The organism is Haloechinothrix alba (assembly GCF_900188115.1).
GTDB classification, from domain to species: Bacteria; Actinomycetota; Actinomycetes; order Mycobacteriales; family Pseudonocardiaceae; genus Haloechinothrix; species Haloechinothrix alba.
The window spans coordinates 109426-123868 of record NZ_FZNW01000015.1 but is presented as its reverse complement, the minus strand read 5'-3'; the positions used below and the strand labels follow the sequence as shown (position 1 = coordinate 123868).

The following is a 14443-nucleotide window of genomic DNA, read 5'->3' as shown; positions in this document are numbered from 1 at the left end:
GGTGGCCCAGGAGGCCCGGCTCCGCAGCCCGGCGGGGACGAACCTGCGTCGGAGAACAGCGGAGCCGCGTACGTCAGCTCTACGGCACGCCGCCGCAACACCAGCAGGAACCTGCTCGGCCTGCCTGTGATCAACCTCATTGTTCTCGAGGTCGGTCTGGCCATCGGTCTCGTCCTCATCGCCATCGACGAGTCCCTGCTGTACGTGGGGCTCGGAGTGCTGCTAGTGGCACTCGTCATCACGTTCCTACGCGTGAAAGGTCAGTGGTTCACGCATTGGCTCGGGCGCACGACTCGTTTCCGGTTCCGGCCACACGAGCGGACGACCACGCCGGTAGCGCAAGCGAGCCTCGAAGACATCGCCGAGGAAGCCGACGAGGATGATTCGGTCATCGGCGGAAACGACCCACGGGTCAACCTCCTGCGCTTGGCCATTCCCGACCTGTTCGTCGCCCAGGGCACCGACCACGACGGCCGGTCGGTCGGTCTCGCCTGGCATGACGGTGTGTGGACGGCCGTTCTACTGGTCGAACCCACTCCCGCCCTCGTCTCCACCGCCGGAGACGCGCCGAGCCTGCCCCTGTCGTCGCTGGCCCCCTGCCTCGAGGACCGGGGGGTCGTGTTGGACTCCATCAAGGTGCTCTGGCACTGCTATCCGGGTAGCAACGCACTGCCTTCGGACTCGCCGGCCCTCGCCGCCTACATGGAGGTACTCGGGCCGCTGCCCGCTGCTGCTCGCCGCACCACGTGGATCGCCGTACGACTCGACCCGCGTCGCTGCCCCGCAGCCATTCGCGAACGGGGCGGCGGTGTCGTCGGTGCCCACCGCGCCCTGATCGGCGCCCTCTCCCGTGTCCGCAACGCCCTCGACGCTCGCGACATACCAACCCGTCCGCTCGACCCGGACGAGTTGCTGCGCTCCGGAGTGTCCGGTGCCGAACTCAGCGCCGCCGCCGCGTCCGGTGACCCGGTGAAGCTGCATGAGCGCTGGGACGGCGTCACAGCGGCCGGTGTCGGGCATGCGAGCTACGCAATCACGGGGTGGCCGAAGGGCAGGATCACAAACACCCTCAACGCGCTCACCAGCGTGCGCGCCCTGTCGTCTACGGTGACGCTCTCGATCTCACCCGCGCCGGATGAAGGGCAGGTCGGTTTGCGCGGGCTGATCAGGGTCAGCGCTCGCAACCCACGTGAGCTCGAAGCAGCGGATCAGCGGTTGACCGGCGTATCCGGGCGACTCGGATTCTCGTTGACGTCGCTGCACGGACTCCAGCTCTCCGGGTTCGCAGCGACCCTGCCGATGGGAGGTACGGCGTGAGCACTCGCGTGCGTGACACAACCAAGACGTCCGAGGTCGCACCCGAGTTCGTCGTCGACCCCGAGCTTCTTGACGCGATCAGTCCCTCCGGGGATCGCGGCGGAATCGTTCTCGGATCGGGCATGAATGGCGAGCCGCTGACCGTGTCGGCCCTGCGCGCGACACCTACCCGAATCGTGCTGGTCGGTGGGCTCTACCTGGCCAGGCAGGTGGCGATGCGAGCTATGGCGGTCGGGGCGTGGATCGTCATCGCAACGGGGCGGCCTGCAGCGTGGCAGGTCGTGAAACAGGCGGCCGGCACTCAGGCGGACGGACGACCTTCGCCACACGTGCAGATCAGGAGACTATCTCCTGTGGAGCTACCGCGCCCATCCGAGAACGCCCCCCTTCTGGTCATGCATGACGGCGGCCCGACCCCGCAGGAACTGTTCCCGCCCAGATCGCCGTGGCAGACCACTGTCTACGTGCTGCCCTACCTACATCCACAAGCCAGCTCGACAGCCAACGCATCGGATCTGGTTCTGATGCAACGACTTCCTTCCGGGCAGGCTGAACTGGCCGCGCGCATGTGGTCATTGCCGCCACAAATGGTGCACCAGCTGACCACCCTCAAGGACGATCAGGTAATCACCCTGGGCCGCAACATCTGGCGCCCCATCCGGTTGGTAACAACACAGCAGGAGCAGCAGATACTGGGGCCCATCCGCCGCGGCGATTGATCGCGATCATTCTCGCGTCACACCACCGACGAACTCGCCACAACGAGCACGCGCGCGCCCGGCTGGGCGCGTTTTGCCCGCGAAACGCGCCCAGCCGCACCCGGCGACGGTGACGGTGACGGTGACGGTGAGGCAACGAATCTTCGCTCGGACGGGTGCGATCAGGAAGTTTCTTGTACGAACGGCACGTCGGTGCAAATGATTACTTGCAGGTATCGAGCTGCAGCTGCACGTTGGTTTCGTGTCGAACTTCTCCGGTACACCGAATCTCAACGACGTCTTCCGTGGTTCAGCGGCGCGGCGCGCCGGGATGATCACAGAGTCTCAGCTGCGCAGTAGCAAGTACCGTCGTCTTTTCCAAGACGTCTACGCGCCCGCGCATCTGCCGGTTACGCATGAGCTCCGATGCCGAGGGGCTGCTCTCATCGCACCGCAGCAAGCGATTCTCACCGGCCGTTCGGCCGCGACTGTACGTGGTGTACACCTCGCCAGGCCGCACGATCCGGTCGAGATCATCGTTCCCGAGAAACATCGTTTCGGCCCCGTACAGGGAATTCACGTTCGTAGAACGGAAACAAGTCGCAAGGATTCCAAGTCATGGTGCGGAATCAGACTGGCTCGCGCACGGCGAATCGCTCTGGACCTCGTCCTTCGACTTTCCCCGCGACGGCACGGTTGGGTACGCAGGGTGCGGTTCGCAGTTCCGGACCTCGACGCCTTCCTGCGTTCCGGTCACGTGCGACGCAGCGCACTGTTCCGGTACTTCCGCTGTCGCCGCAACCGCGGGATCAGGCTTGCCCGAGCCGCACTCGAACTCACCGACGCTCGGGCCGAATCGCCGCCGGAGTCGGATCTTCGCGTCGTCTTGTACTACGGCGGGCTCAATCCGCGTCCACAATACGTAGTACGGTTCAACGGTCGCTTCGTAGCGCGACTCGATCTCGCACTGGTCTCGGACAGAATCGCGGTGGAGTACGACGGTCGATGGCACGATCATCCGGCGCAGCAGCGACAGGATCGACTACGCCGCGCACGGTTGAAGCTGGCGGGGTGGCGGACCGTCGTCGTGACAGCCGAACGCCTTGCCACCGACGTACCTGGCCTGCTCGACGAGATTCGACGTGTACAGGCGACGCGACCAGCAGGATAGGCTCAACGTCCGTCGCCGAGCGAGCGCATCCGGCGGCTTGCTTCGGCTCGAGCTGCGAGCGAATCGTTGTCCGGGTAATCAACCCCGGTCATCGTAAGACCATGGGCCGGGGCGACAGCGCTACTGCGTTCCCCTTTCTGAAGCAGTTCCGCCGGCCAGTTCACAGCGCGCCGACCATCACCGACGAGGAGCGACGCACCGACGAGACTGCGCACCATGGAGTGACAGAACGCGTCCGCAGAGACGGTCGCCTCGATGACATGATCCCCTACACGTTGCCATGAGAGTTGCTGCAGCTCTCGGATCGTCGTCGCGCCTTCACGCTGCTTGCAGAAAGCGGCGAAATCGTTGAGCCCGACAAGCCCGTCGGCTGCCCGGTTCATCCGATCCACGTCCAGCGGTTTCGGCCACGTCAACGTGTCGATTCGACATAGCGGATCGACACCCCAAGGGGCATCCGAAACCCGGTAACGGTAGTGCCGTCGAACGGCTGAGAATCGCGCATCGAAGCCGCCAGGAGCGACTTCGATCGCTGTCACGCGGACATCCGCAGCTACGTACCGATTCCACCGGTGCCGCACGCGCTCAAGCTCCGGTACGCCCCGCGTGTCCACGTTTAGCCCGCGAAACGTCGATCCCGGGGCCAGGGAGGCGACATCGACGTGTGCGACCTGGCCGGTTGCGTGCACGCCGGCATCGGTACGGCCAGCGACGACGATCGAGCCGGGGACCGAAGCGCCAGGAGGGTGCTTGGCCAGCGCGTCCTCCACAACTCCCTGGACCGTGCGTAGCCGCGGCTGCTTGGCCCAACCCGAGAACGCTGTGCCGTCGTAACGAATATCCAGCCGCAAACGGACGAGCCCGCCGGCCCCATCCGGGGCGGCGGGCTCGTCCGGGGCAAGTCCGTCAGTTGTCAGGACTCGTCCTTCTTGTTCTCGCCCTCCTCGGACTCTTCCGGGGAGGTGTTCTCCGCGCCGGTCGCATCGGACTCGGACGTGTTCGCCTCAGGCGCATCGTCACCGTCCGACTCCCCCGCCGAACCGGCCTCGTCGGCCGACTCCGCGAGTGCCGCGTCCGCGGCAGCGTGTCCGGCCGCCTTCGCCTCGTCAGCAGGCTGATCCTTGGCGAACTTCGTGCCGCGGGCCTTCTCGGCCTCCGACGTCACCGTCTTCTCGGACACCAGCTCGATGACAGCCATCGGGGCGTTGTCACCTTGCCGAGGCGGCGTCCGCGTGATCCGGGTATACCCGCCGTTACGGTCTTCGTAGAACGGGCCGATCTCAGCCATCAGCTTGTGCACAACCGACTTGTTGCGGATCACCTTCTGGATCTGGCGGCGATTGTGCAGATCACCGTTCTTCGCCTTGGTGATCAGCTTCTCCGCCAGAGGACGAACCCGCTTCGCCTTGGCCTCGGTCGTGGTGATCCGACCGTGCTCGAACAGGGAGGTCGCCAAGTTCGCCATCATCAACTTCTCGTGGGACGGTGACCCGCCGAGACGGCGGCCCTTGGTTGGAGTAGGCATTTACAGCTGCTCCGTCTCTGCGTAGTCCTGGCCGTCATCGTGGCCGTTTTCAGAAATCTCGTCGACGTCCGAGATCCCCTCGAAACTGTCCTCGGACCAGCTCTCACCCTCGTAGTTCGCAGCCGCCGCGCTCGGGTCGAACCCGGGGGGGCTGTCCTTGAGAGCGAGTCCCAGACCGACAAGCTTCATCTTGACCTCGTCGATCGACTTGGCGCCGAAGTTCCGGATGTCGAGAAGGTCTGCCTCGCTACGTGAGACCAGCTCACCAACGGTGTGGATCCCTTCCCGCTTGAGGCAGTTGTAGGACCGGACCGTGAGGTCGAGGTCCTCGATCGGCATCGCGTACGCGGCGATCGTGTCCGCCTCTTGCGGGGACGGACCGATCTCGATGCCCTCGGCATCGACATTGAGCTCGCGCGCCAACCCGAACAGCTCCACCAGCGTCCTACCCGCCGACGCCACAGCGTCGCGCGGCGTGATGGACGGCTTGGTTTCCACATCCAGGATCAGCTTGTCGAAGTCGGTGCGCTGCTCCACACGCGTGGCCTCGACCTTGTAGGTCACCTTCAGCACCGGTGAGTAGATCGAATCCACCGGAATCCTGCCGATCTCCGCGCCTGCCTGCTTGTTCTGCATAGCGGGCACGTAGCCACGGCCACGCTCCACGACGAGCTCGACCTCGAGCTTGCCCTTCGCGTTCAGCGAGGCGATGTGCAGGTCCGGGTTGTGCACGGTGACACCGGCCGACGGCACGATGTCCGCTGCGGTCACCTCACCCGGCCCCTGCTTGCGCAGGTACATCGTCACCGGCTCGTCCTCTTCGGAGGACACGACGAGCTCCTTGACATTGAGGATGATGTCGGTCACATCTTCCTTCACACCAGGAACCGTGGAGAACTCGTGCAGCACACCGTCGATACGGATGCTCGTCACCGCTGCGCCGGGAATCGACGACAGCAACGTACGACGTATCGAGTTGCCGAGTGTGTAGCCGAATCCGGGCTCGAGCGGCTCGAGCGTGAACCGGGAACGGGTCTCGGTGACTGTCTCCTCGGACAGCCCCGGGCGCTGGGAAATCAGCACTGTCGATCTTCCTTTCCTGCCGGCGACCGCTATATGACGCCGGATTCCTTTATTGACGCAACTCGAGGTCCCGGCCGAGAGGCCGCCGGATCACTTCGAGTAGAGCTCAACGATCAGCTGTTCCTGCACGGGAACGTCGATCTGAGCGCGCTCGGGCAGCTGGTGCACGAGCACCCGCAGGTTCGACGGAACGACCTGCAACCAACCCGGGATGGGCCGGTCACCGAAGGATTCCTTCGCGGCTACGAACGGCAGCATCGACAGCGACTTCGCGCGCACGTCGATGATGTCGAACTTCGTCACCCGGTAGCTGGGGATGTTCACCTTCTCGCCGTTGACAAGGAAGTGACCGTGGCTGACCAACTGCCGCGCCTGACGACGCGTGCGCGCGATACCCGCGCGGTACACAACGTTGTCCAGCCGCGATTCGAGGATCTGCAGCAGGTTCTCACCGGTCTTGCCCTGCCGACGCACAGCCTCTTCGTAGTAGCGACGGAACTGACGCTCCAGCACGCCGTACGTGAAGCGAGCCTTCTGCTTCTCCTGCAGCTGCAGCAGGTACTCGCTCTCCTTGATCCTGCCCCGGCCATGCTGCCCCGGCGGGTAGGGACGACGCTCGAATGCTTGGTCACCACCGACGAGATCAACCTTGAGGCGACGGGACTTCCTGGTCGCGGGTCCGGTGTATCGAGCCATGACTATTACTCCTCCCCGACCTCGTCAGACCCTGCGCCGCTTCGGCGGGCGGCAGCCGTTGTGCGGCTGCGGGGTCACGTCCTGGATGGTGCCGACCTCGAGACCGGCGGCCTGCAGCGAACGAATCGCGGTCTCCCGGCCGGAACCAGGTCCCTTGACGAACACGTCCACCTTCTTCATCCCGTGCTCTGCTGCCTTACGCGCGGCGTTCTCCGCCGCCATCTGCGCAGCGAACGGCGTCGACTTCCGCGAACCCTTGAACCCGACATGCCCGGACGAGGCCCACGAGATCACCGCACCGCCCGGGTCGGTGATGGACACAATGGTGTTATTGAAAGTGCTCTTGATGTGCGCATGGCCATGCGCTACATTCTTTTTCTCCTTGCGCCGGACCTTCTTGGCGCCCGACGCGCGAGACTTCGGTGGCATTACTGCGACTCCTCTTAGCGCGAGTTCTCCTGGTAGGCGGCCGCGGCTTCGCGCTGGCCGCGCCGGATCACGGTGCCGGCATCGGTATAAAGCTGGCGCAAGGCCAACGGGCGCGCATAGAGCGCCTTCGCGGACATGCATGATCCGTGGCGTTGCTGGCCACGAGCCATGCGCACGACCTTCCTGCCTTGCCCGCTCACGGTTACCTGGCCTTCTTCTTACCTGCGACGGTCTTCTTCGGGCCCTTACGCGTGCGCGCATTGGTCTTCGTGCGCTGGCCGCGCACCGGCAGACCGCGCCGCCAACGGAGGCCTTCGTAGCAACCGATCTCGATCTTCCGGCGGATATCCGCGTTTACCTCGCGACGGAGGTCGCCTTCAACCCTGAAGTTGTCTTCGATGTAGTCCCGCAGCTTGACCAGGTCCTCGTCGGTGACGTCCTTCACCCGAGTGTCGGGGTTGACGCCCGTCGCCGAGACCACGTCCTTGGCGCGGGTACGGCCGATCCCGTAGATATACGTGAGCGCGATCTCCAACCGCTTTTCGCGGGGGAGGTCAACGCCTGCGAGTCGTGCCATTGGCCTTTCCGCTCCTCATTATCTTGTACTTCAGGTCTTCTCCCCGCCCGTTCCGGGACCGACTCGCGTGTCCCACCGCCTGCTCTCGCCTGCGGTGTCCCGGCCCCGGCCTGAAGTTCCCGGGGGTGCGCTGTGACGTCGTCACAGCAGGTGCGGGGAGGCGTCATGGAGTTGTCGTCGCCGTTCTCCACCAGTGCCTGGTGATCAGCCCTGCCGCTGCTTGTGCCGCAGGTTGTCGCAAATCACCATGATGCGCCCGTGTCGCCGGACGATCTGGCACTTGGCGCAGATCCGCTTGACGCTCGGCCTTACCTTCACGTCTGCTGCTCTCCTGCTTGTGGTGTCCGTGTCAGCCCCGTGATGGAGCCGTCCCCTCATCAAGCTCGCCGTGATCACTTGTAGCGGTAGACAATCCGACCGCGCGACAAGTCGTAAGGCGAAAGCTCTACGACTACCTTGTCCTCGGGCAGGATACGGATGTAGTGCTGCCGCATCTTGCCGCTGATGTGTGCAAGGACCTGATGGCCGTTCTCCAACTCGACGCGGAACATCGCGTTGGGGAGCGGTTCGATCACGCGGCCTTCGACCTCGATGGCCCCGTCCTTCTTGCCCATGTCCTCCGCGTTTCGTGATTAGTTGAGCAGTATGTGGTTGCTATTGTCATCATGTGGCACGCACACCACCCCGGCTCCTGTGAGCCATGTTCGCGAGGGATTTCACGAGCAGGTCGGAACCGGCGTGATCGGCACGCCAAATACCAAGTGTACGCAACCGTGCCGCGGACGGGGCATCCGGGGCACGTTCTGGTAACCCTACGCCGTCCGCTGGCTCGCTGAGCAGGGCAACTCTACCAGCTACCGCTGCCGGCCCGCACGTTTAGCAGGCTAACCGTGCATCCTCGAGCGTGGTGAGAACCCAGGGGCCGTCCGTCGTGATCGCTACCGTGTGTTCCCAGTGAGCAGCGCGGGAGTTGTCCGAGGTCACGACCGTCCAGCCGTCATCGAGCTCTACCGTTTCGGCTGACGCGCCGGTCAACATCGGTTCGATCGCCAGCGCCATCCCCGGCTCCAGCCTCGGTCCCTTTCCCCGGCGGCCCGCGTTCGGCAGGAACGGGTCCATGTGCATCGCGCGGCCGATTCCATGGCCGCCGTACTCGGTGACCAGCCCGTACGCCGCTGCGTCCGCGCTACGTGCCTGTTCAACCGATCGCTGTACGGCATGGGAGATATCGGTCAGACGCGAGCCTGCTCGGGCCGCGTCGACCCCGGCGAGCATGGCTTGCCGCGTTCGCTCCGACAGCGCCCGGTCGGCCTCGGACGTCTCACCGAGTGCGATCGTGACCGCTGCATCGCCGTACCAACCGTCCAGCACGGCACCACAATCGACCGACAGGAGGTCGCCGTCGCGAAGAACGGCATCCGTATCCGGTATACCGTGCACAACCTGCTCGTTGACCGAAGCGCAGATCGAGCCGGGGAATCCGTGGTAACCCTTGAACGCAGGCACGGCCCCGGCGTCACGGATACTCTGCTCGGCCAGCTCGTCGAGCTCCGCGGTACTCACACCGGGCCGGGCGGTCTCCTGCACCGCACTGAGTGTTCGCGCCACGATCAGCCCGGCAGCGCGCATCGCGTCGAGCTCGTCCGGTGTCTTGATCTCGACGCCCGGCCCACGTCGCCGAGCACGGAGAAGGCGCAGAAAGCGGGAGATCATGAACCGCCGGTGAACGCGTTCAGCGCGTCCAGTGCCCGCGCGGAGATCTCGTCGATCTCGCCGGAGCCGTCGATCGTGACGAGCCGATCGGCGTAGTACTCGAGCAGCGGAGCGGTCTCGGTGTGGTAGACGTTCTGCCGATTGCGGATGACGTCTTCCGTGTCGTCCGTGCGGCCACGGGCCAGCAAGCGCTGGACGACCTCCTCGGTGTCGACCTTGAGCTCGACGACTGCATCCAACTTCACACCCTGCTCGGCGAGCATGTCTTCCAGTTCGGCTGCCTGCGCGGTGTTGCGCGGGAAACCGTCCAGCAGGAAGCCGTGCCGCGCATCGCTCTCGTTGAGCCGCTGCCGGACCATGCCGTTCGTCACGCTGTCCGGTACCAGCTCACCTGCGTCCATGTAGCTCTTGGCTTCACGGCCGAGCTCGGTTTCCTCCCCCACGTGCACCCGGAACAGGTCGCCTGTCGAGATGTGCGGAATCCCGAGCTTGCGGGAGAGAGCCGCGGCCTGCGTGCCCTTACCCGCTCCCGGGGGACCGACCAGAACAAGACGCGTCATCGGAGGAACCCTTCATAGTTGCGCTGCATCAGCTGGCTTTCGATCTGCTTCACCGTGTCGAGCCCGACGCCCACCATGATCAGCACTGCAGTGCCGCCGAACGGGAAGTTGATGTTCTGACCCGGATCCGTCACAGCGAGGAAGAAGTTCGGAAGGATGGCCACAGTACCGAGGTAGATCGACCCGGGCAGCGTGATTCGCCCGAGCACGAACCGCAAGTACTCGGCGGTCGGACGGCCCGGTCGGATACCCGGAACGAACCCACCGAACTTCTTCATCTCTTCCGCGCGGTCGTCCACGTTGAACGTGATCGAGATGTAGAAGTACGTGAAGAACATGATCAGCGCGAAGTAGCCGGCGATGTGCACCGGACTCGACTGATCGACCACGTGATCTTGAATGAATGTCTGGAGCCAGGTGACATCCGTCTGCTCGGCGGCCAACCGCTGCAACAAGTCAGGCAGGTACAGCAGGGAGGACGCGAAGATGACCGGGATGACGCCTGCCTGGTTCACCTTGATCGGCAGGTATGTCGACGTCCCTCCATACATCCTGCGGCCGACCATGCGCTTGGCGTACTGCACGGGGATTCGACGTTGTCCCTGCTCGACGAAGATCACGCTCGTGATCACCGCAAGAGCCAGCACACAGACGACGACAAAGACGGCCTCCCCGCGACTCTGCAGGATGTTGCCGCCCTCGATGGGGATCTGCGAGGCAATGTTCAGGAAGATCAGCAGCGACATACCGTTGCCGATGCCGCGTTCGGTGATGAGCTCACCGAACCACATCATCGTCGCGGTACCGGCCGTCATCGCGAGAACCATCATCGCTGTGGTCGCGACGCTGTCGTCCGGGATGACGGGATCCTCGACGCCACCGAACAGCTGGCCGCTCGACGCGAGCGCGACGAGGCCGGTGGCCTGCAAGCAGGCGAGTGCGAGCGCGAGGTACCGGGTGTACTGCGTCAGCTTGGCCTGACCCGACTGACCTTCCTTCTTCAGCTGCTCGAAGTGCGGAATCACCACGGTCAGCAGCTGGACGATGATGCTCGCCGTGATGTACGGCATGATGCCGGTCGCGAAGATCGACAGCTGGGTCAGCGCACCGCCGCTGAACAGGTCCATGAGCGAGAACAGGACATCGTCGCCCTGTTCCTCCCTGGCAGCCTGCACAGCAGTGTAGGAGACCCCGGGCGCCGGGATGATCGCACCGAGCCGATAAGCCGCCACGATCATGAGGACGAACAGGATCTTCCTGCGCAGGTCCGGGGTGGCGATGGCCGAGCGGATTGCGCTAAGCACCCGGGAGACCTCCTCGGCATCGCCGGTCGGGACACCGGCGATTGGCTCTGCCGGCTTACCACCGGCTGGAAACGGCAATACTCACTGGCAGCCTGGCCAGCGGCACACCCGGCACAGTGACCAGGGGAGCTCTCGTGACTCTAACAGCCGAACGCGGGCGTCGTGCAGCTAGCCTGCACATCGGCGCGCGTACTTACCGCTGGCTCAGTACGCACCGCGACGACTCTATAAACCGAGCACGGATCCCGTCACCGGTCCCTTCGTCGGTGACCCGGATGCACGGTTAGCCCGCTAAACGTGCACGGCGGGCAGCGCACCGGACGCGCGACGGCGGGAAGGGGGTGCGCATGGAGCGACCCCCTGCCGTGGCGGGAGGGCACAGCAGGGGGTCGTCTCGAGCTCGGGTGTCGCGGCCAGGGACTGGCGGGTCAGCGGGTCCGGGTCGGGGCCGTCGTGGCCGAACCGCCTGCGGACTCGAGCTTGGACTGCGCCGATGCGGAGAACTTGTCCGCCGTGACGTCCAGCTTCACGCCCGCGACGTCGCCATCCCCGAGGACCTTGACCAGCTTGCCCTTGCGCACGAGGCCCTTCGCCGCGAGGTCGGCCGCAGCGACCGTACCTCCCTGCGGGAACGCACGGGCGATCTCGCCGACGTTGACGGGCTGGTACTCGGTGCGGAACTGGTTCTTGAAGCCGCGCAGCTTCGGCAGCCGCATCTGGAGTGGCATCTGGCCACCCTCGAACCCGGCAGGCACGTTCTTACGCGCCTTGGTTCCCTTCATACCGCGACCGGCGGTCTTGCCCTTGGAAGCCTCACCGCGCCCGACGCGTGTCTTGTCGGTCTTGGCGCCCGGGGCGGGCCGGAGGTGGTGAATCTTAATGGCCATTACGCGACCTCCTCGACCTTCACCAGGTGCTTGACTGTGTGCACCAGTCCACGCACCTCGGGAGTGTCATCGCGCACCACGGACTGCCGGATCTTGCGCAGACCGAGCGTACGTAGTGTGTCGCGATGGTTCTGCCTGGCACCGATCTTGCTCTTCACCTGTGTGATCTTGAGTTGTGCCATGCCGTCACACCTCCTGTCCGGCACGCTGCCGCAGCATGCGCGCAGGCGCGACGTCCTCGAGCGGCAGGCCCCGACGGGCAGCCACCTGCTCCGGAAGCTGCAGCTGCTTGAGCGCGTCCACGGTCGCATGCACGATATTGAGCGCGTTGTCGCTACCCAGCGACTTGGTCAACACGTCGTGCACGCCGGCGCACTCGAGCACCGCACGGACCGGTCCACCGGCGATGACTCCGGTACCGGGGCTCGCCGGACGCAGCAGCACGACGCCTGCCGAGGCCTCGCCCTGAGCCGGGTGCGGAATGCTGCCAGCGATACGCGGCACACGGAAGAAGTTCTTCTTCGCCTCCTCGACGCCCTTGGCGATCGCCGAAGGCACCTCCTTGGCCTTGCCGTAGCCGACGCCGACGTGCCCGTCACCGTCACCCACGACGACCAGGGCGGTGAAGCTGAAACGCCGACCTCCCTGGACCACCTTGGCTACGCGGTTGATCGCGACAACGCGCTCCAGGTACGTGGACTTCTCTTGGGCCGCCCCGCCGCGGCCGCCGTCACGACGGTCCCTGCGGTCCTTGCCACCACCGCGCTCGCGGTCGTTGCCTGGGCCGCCCTGGCCGCCGGTAGCTCGGGTACGTCCCGGCATCAGACTTTCCTTCCGTCATCGATACTGCTGAACAACATCTAGAACTCCAAGCCCGCCTCGCGAGCGGCGTCGGCCAACGCGGCGATCCGGCCGTGGTAGTCGTTGCCGCCCCGGTCGAGCACGACAGCGCTGACGCCTGCGCCCTTGGCACGGTCGGCAACCAGCTCGCCGACCTTGGCCGCCTTGGCCTTCTTGTCGCCCGCCAGCTCGCGTACATCGCCTTCCAGGCTCGACGCCGAGGCCATCGTGTGACCGGCCGTGTCGTCGATCACCTGCACGGTGATGTGCCGAGAGGAACGGTGCACCGCAAGGCGCGGCCGCTGGGGCGTTCCGTTGATCTTCTTGCGGAGCCGGAAGTGCCTGCGGGCCTTGGCAACTCGCCGCCGGGTGGACACGTCCTTGCCGACGGGCTTCCTGTTCGTCGTCTCGCTCATGATCACTTACCCGTCTTTCCGACCTTGCGACGGATGCGCTCACCCTCGTAGCGCACACCCTTGCCCTTGTACGGATCCGGACGGCGCAGCTTACGGATGACGGCAGCCGTCTGGCCGACCTTCTGCTTGTCGATTCCGGACACCGAGAACTTCGTCGGGTTCTCCACCGAGAAGGTGATCCCCTCCGGGGCAGGAACCGTCACCGGGTGCGAGAAGCCCAGCGAGAACTCGAGGTCCGAGCCCTTCGCCTGCACGCGGTATCCCACACCGTGGATCTCGAGCTTCTTCTCGAAACCCTCGGTGACACCGACAACCAAGTTGTTGATCAGTGTTCGGGTGAGGCCGTGCAGTGAACGTGAGTAGCGCTCGTCGTCCGGACGGGTCACCTCGAGGCTGCCGTCCTCGGCACGGGATACCCTGATCGGCTCGGGAACGGTGTGCTCGAGCGTGCCCTTCGGCCCCTTGACCGCGACGTGCTGGCCGTCGATGGACACTTCGACCCCGGAGGGGACGGTGATCGGATGCTTTCCGATACGGGACATACCTGACTCCCCTCTCTCACCACACGTAGGCGAGGACTTCCCCGCCCACACCGTTACGCATTGCCTGCCGGTCGGTCTGCAATCCCGACGAGGTCGAGATGATCGCGACGCCGAGCCCGCCGAGCACCTTCGGCATCTCCGTCGACTTCGCGTAGACCCGCAGTCCTGGCTTGGACACGCGGCGCAGCCCCGCGATACCGCGCTCGCGGTTGGGGCCGTACTTCAACGTCACGACCAGGTTCTTGTGCTTCTCGCCTGCTTCGTCGCGGTAGTCCGAGATGTAGCCCTCACGCTTGAGGATCTCGGCGATGTTGGCCTTCAGTTTGGAATGCGGCAGCACGACCTCGTCGTGGAACGCCGAACTCGCGTTTCGCAGACGTGTCAGGAAGTCTGCGATCGGGTCGGTCATCGTCATGGTGACCTGTCAACCTTTCTCGCCCTGGTTCCCCGGGTCACACCCGGTGCGGCCGAGGCCTGTGGCGAACGTGGAGTCGTTACCAGCTTGATTTGTGCACGCCAGGCAGCTCGCCGGCGTGCGCCATCTGGCGGAAGCACACACGGCACAACCCGAACTTGCGATAGACCGACCTTGGCCTGCCGCACTTCTGGCACCGCGTGTAACCGCGGACCGAGAACTTGGGCTTGCGCGCGGCCTTGGCGATCAGCGATTTCTTGGCCATGTCGT

22 protein-coding genes are annotated in these 14443 nt (G+C 65.0%); 3 read left to right on the top strand and 19 right to left on the bottom strand.

Annotation, left to right across the window (positions count from 1 at the left end; all coding sequences use genetic code 11):
• The first annotated feature begins 126 nt into the window (after positions 1 to 126).
• From eccE to CHB84_RS15635, 3 genes are all read left to right on the top strand, one after another.
• Entirely contained in the window at positions 127 to 1317 is a 1191-nt protein-coding gene (gene eccE / locus CHB84_RS15645) for a type VII secretion protein EccE (RefSeq protein WP_217898578.1), read from the top strand.
• Positions 1314 to 2036, top strand: a complete 723-nt coding sequence (locus CHB84_RS15640; protein WP_089302355.1) for a hypothetical protein — start codon at positions 1314 to 1316, stop codon at positions 2034 to 2036. The genes eccE and CHB84_RS15640 overlap by 4 nt, the downstream gene beginning before the upstream one ends.
• A 241-nt stretch (positions 2037 to 2277) precedes the next feature.
• Positions 2278 to 3186 carry an endonuclease domain-containing protein gene (locus tag CHB84_RS15635; protein WP_245818771.1) on the top strand — a complete coding sequence of 303 codons (909 nt, stop codon included), beginning with the start codon at positions 2278 to 2280 and terminating at the stop codon, positions 3184 to 3186.
• A 2-nt stretch (positions 3187 to 3188) separates the two neighbouring features.
• Here the strand turns inward: CHB84_RS15635 and truA are convergent, their stop codons facing one another.
• The 19 genes from truA to CHB84_RS15540 form a co-directional block, all read right to left on the bottom strand.
• On the bottom strand, positions 3189 to 4037 hold the full coding sequence (gene truA, locus CHB84_RS15630; RefSeq protein ID WP_425432307.1) for a tRNA pseudouridine(38-40) synthase TruA: 849 nt from the start codon (positions 4035 to 4037) through the stop codon (positions 3189 to 3191).
• A gap of 62 nt (positions 4038 to 4099) precedes the next feature.
• Complete coding sequence (gene rplQ, locus CHB84_RS15625; RefSeq protein ID WP_089302354.1) at positions 4100 to 4711, bottom strand: 50S ribosomal protein L17; 612 nt, start codon at positions 4709 to 4711, stop codon at positions 4100 to 4102.
• Entirely contained in the window at positions 4712 to 5794 is a 1083-nt protein-coding gene (locus CHB84_RS15620) for a DNA-directed RNA polymerase subunit alpha (RefSeq protein ID WP_089302353.1), read from the bottom strand.
• 90 nt (positions 5795 to 5884) lie between these two features.
• Positions 5885 to 6490: a 30S ribosomal protein S4 gene (gene rpsD, locus CHB84_RS15615; RefSeq protein WP_089302352.1), complete on the bottom strand. Its 606-nt coding sequence runs from the start codon at positions 6488 to 6490 to the stop codon at positions 5885 to 5887.
• A 24-nt stretch (positions 6491 to 6514) separates the two neighbouring features.
• Entirely contained in the window at positions 6515 to 6919 is a 405-nt protein-coding gene (gene rpsK, locus CHB84_RS15610; protein WP_089302351.1) for a 30S ribosomal protein S11, read from the bottom strand.
• Positions 6920 to 6933: 14 nt separating this feature from the next.
• Complete coding sequence (locus tag CHB84_RS22980) at positions 6934 to 7119, bottom strand: hypothetical protein (RefSeq protein ID WP_089302350.1); 186 nt, start codon at positions 7117 to 7119, stop codon at positions 6934 to 6936.
• A gap of 2 nt (positions 7120 to 7121) precedes the next feature.
• Positions 7122 to 7496 (bottom strand): 30S ribosomal protein S13, encoded by a 375-nt coding sequence (gene rpsM / locus CHB84_RS15600; RefSeq protein ID WP_089302349.1) that lies wholly within the window; start codon positions 7494 to 7496, stop codon positions 7122 to 7124.
• A gap of 204 nt (positions 7497 to 7700) precedes the next feature.
• Positions 7701 to 7814: a 50S ribosomal protein L36 gene (gene rpmJ, locus CHB84_RS15595; RefSeq protein WP_089302348.1), complete on the bottom strand. Its 114-nt coding sequence runs from the start codon at positions 7812 to 7814 to the stop codon at positions 7701 to 7703.
• 74 nt (positions 7815 to 7888) lie between these two features.
• Complete coding sequence (infA, locus tag CHB84_RS15590; RefSeq protein WP_089302347.1) at positions 7889 to 8110, bottom strand: translation initiation factor IF-1; 222 nt, start codon at positions 8108 to 8110, stop codon at positions 7889 to 7891.
• Positions 8111 to 8372: 262 nt separating this feature from the next.
• A complete protein-coding gene (gene map, locus CHB84_RS15585; RefSeq protein WP_089302346.1) occupies positions 8373 to 9209 on the bottom strand; it encodes a type I methionyl aminopeptidase in 837 nt (278 codons plus the stop codon).
• Positions 9206 to 9769, bottom strand: coding sequence for an adenylate kinase (locus CHB84_RS15580; protein WP_089302345.1), 564 nt, complete (start codon positions 9767 to 9769; stop codon positions 9206 to 9208). Before CHB84_RS15580 ends, map begins: the two co-directional genes overlap by 4 nt.
• Positions 9766 to 11073 (bottom strand): preprotein translocase subunit SecY, encoded by a 1308-nt coding sequence (secY, locus tag CHB84_RS15575; protein ID WP_089302344.1) that lies wholly within the window; start codon positions 11071 to 11073, stop codon positions 9766 to 9768. The genes CHB84_RS15580 and secY overlap by 4 nt, the downstream gene beginning before the upstream one ends.
• A gap of 428 nt (positions 11074 to 11501) precedes the next feature.
• Positions 11502 to 11960, bottom strand: coding sequence for a 50S ribosomal protein L15 (gene rplO / locus CHB84_RS15570; RefSeq protein WP_089302343.1), 459 nt, complete (start codon positions 11958 to 11960; stop codon positions 11502 to 11504).
• Positions 11960 to 12142 (bottom strand): 50S ribosomal protein L30, encoded by a 183-nt coding sequence (gene rpmD / locus CHB84_RS15565; protein ID WP_089302342.1) that lies wholly within the window; start codon positions 12140 to 12142, stop codon positions 11960 to 11962. Before rpmD ends, rplO begins: the two co-directional genes overlap by 1 nt.
• 4 nt (positions 12143 to 12146) lie before the next feature.
• Positions 12147 to 12782: a 30S ribosomal protein S5 gene (rpsE, locus tag CHB84_RS15560; protein ID WP_089302341.1), complete on the bottom strand. Its 636-nt coding sequence runs from the start codon at positions 12780 to 12782 to the stop codon at positions 12147 to 12149.
• A gap of 38 nt (positions 12783 to 12820) precedes the next feature.
• Positions 12821 to 13216: a 50S ribosomal protein L18 gene (rplR, locus tag CHB84_RS15555; protein ID WP_089302340.1), complete on the bottom strand. Its 396-nt coding sequence runs from the start codon at positions 13214 to 13216 to the stop codon at positions 12821 to 12823.
• Between the two features lie 2 nt (positions 13217 to 13218).
• Positions 13219 to 13758, bottom strand: coding sequence for a 50S ribosomal protein L6 (rplF, locus tag CHB84_RS15550; RefSeq protein ID WP_089302339.1), 540 nt, complete (start codon positions 13756 to 13758; stop codon positions 13219 to 13221).
• A 16-nt stretch (positions 13759 to 13774) separates the two neighbouring features.
• Entirely contained in the window at positions 13775 to 14173 is a 399-nt protein-coding gene (gene rpsH, locus CHB84_RS15545) for a 30S ribosomal protein S8 (RefSeq protein WP_089302338.1), read from the bottom strand.
• A gap of 79 nt (positions 14174 to 14252) precedes the next feature.
• Positions 14253 to 14438 (bottom strand): type Z 30S ribosomal protein S14, encoded by a 186-nt coding sequence (locus CHB84_RS15540; protein WP_089302337.1) that lies wholly within the window; start codon positions 14436 to 14438, stop codon positions 14253 to 14255.
• Positions 14439 to 14443 lie beyond the last annotated feature (5 nt).

What these genes read in the sequence shown, in the direction of transcription:
- rpsE (WP_089302341.1), bottom strand. Translation starts at nt 12,782, where the DNA reads ATGCCGGGACGTACCCGAGCTACCGGCGGCCAGGGCGGCCCAGGCAAC.
- CHB84_RS15540 (WP_089302337.1), bottom strand. Translation starts at nt 14,438, where the DNA reads ATGGCCAAGAAATCGCTGATCGCCAAGGCCGCGCGCAAGCCCAAGTTC.
- rpsD (WP_089302352.1), bottom strand. Translation starts at nt 6,490, where the DNA reads ATGGCTCGATACACCGGACCCGCGACCAGGAAGTCCCGTCGCCTCAAG.
- rpsM (WP_089302349.1), bottom strand. Translation starts at nt 7,496, where the DNA reads ATGGCACGACTCGCAGGCGTTGACCTCCCCCGCGAAAAGCGGTTGGAG.
- rpsK (WP_089302351.1), bottom strand. Translation starts at nt 6,919, where the DNA reads ATGCCACCGAAGTCTCGCGCGTCGGGCGCCAAGAAGGTCCGGCGCAAG.
- CHB84_RS15580 (WP_089302345.1), bottom strand. Translation starts at nt 9,769, where the DNA reads ATGACGCGTCTTGTTCTGGTCGGTCCCCCGGGAGCGGGTAAGGGCACG.
- rplF (WP_089302339.1), bottom strand. Translation starts at nt 13,758, where the DNA reads ATGTCCCGTATCGGAAAGCATCCGATCACCGTCCCCTCCGGGGTCGAA.
- map (WP_089302346.1), bottom strand. Translation starts at nt 9,209, where the DNA reads ATGATCTCCCGCTTTCTGCGCCTTCTCCGTGCTCGGCGACGTGGGCCG.
- rplQ (WP_089302354.1), bottom strand. Translation starts at nt 4,711, where the DNA reads ATGCCTACTCCAACCAAGGGCCGCCGTCTCGGCGGGTCACCGTCCCAC.
- rpmD (WP_089302342.1), bottom strand. Translation starts at nt 12,142, where the DNA reads ATGGCACAACTCAAGATCACACAGGTGAAGAGCAAGATCGGTGCCAGG.
- rpsH (WP_089302338.1), bottom strand. Translation starts at nt 14,173, where the DNA reads ATGACGATGACCGACCCGATCGCAGACTTCCTGACACGTCTGCGAAAC.
- rplR (WP_089302340.1), bottom strand. Translation starts at nt 13,216, where the DNA reads ATGAGCGAGACGACGAACAGGAAGCCCGTCGGCAAGGACGTGTCCACC.
- rplO (WP_089302343.1), bottom strand. Translation starts at nt 11,960, where the DNA reads ATGGCCATTAAGATTCACCACCTCCGGCCCGCCCCGGGCGCCAAGACC.
- infA (WP_089302347.1), bottom strand. Translation starts at nt 8,110, where the DNA reads ATGGGCAAGAAGGACGGGGCCATCGAGGTCGAAGGCCGCGTGATCGAA.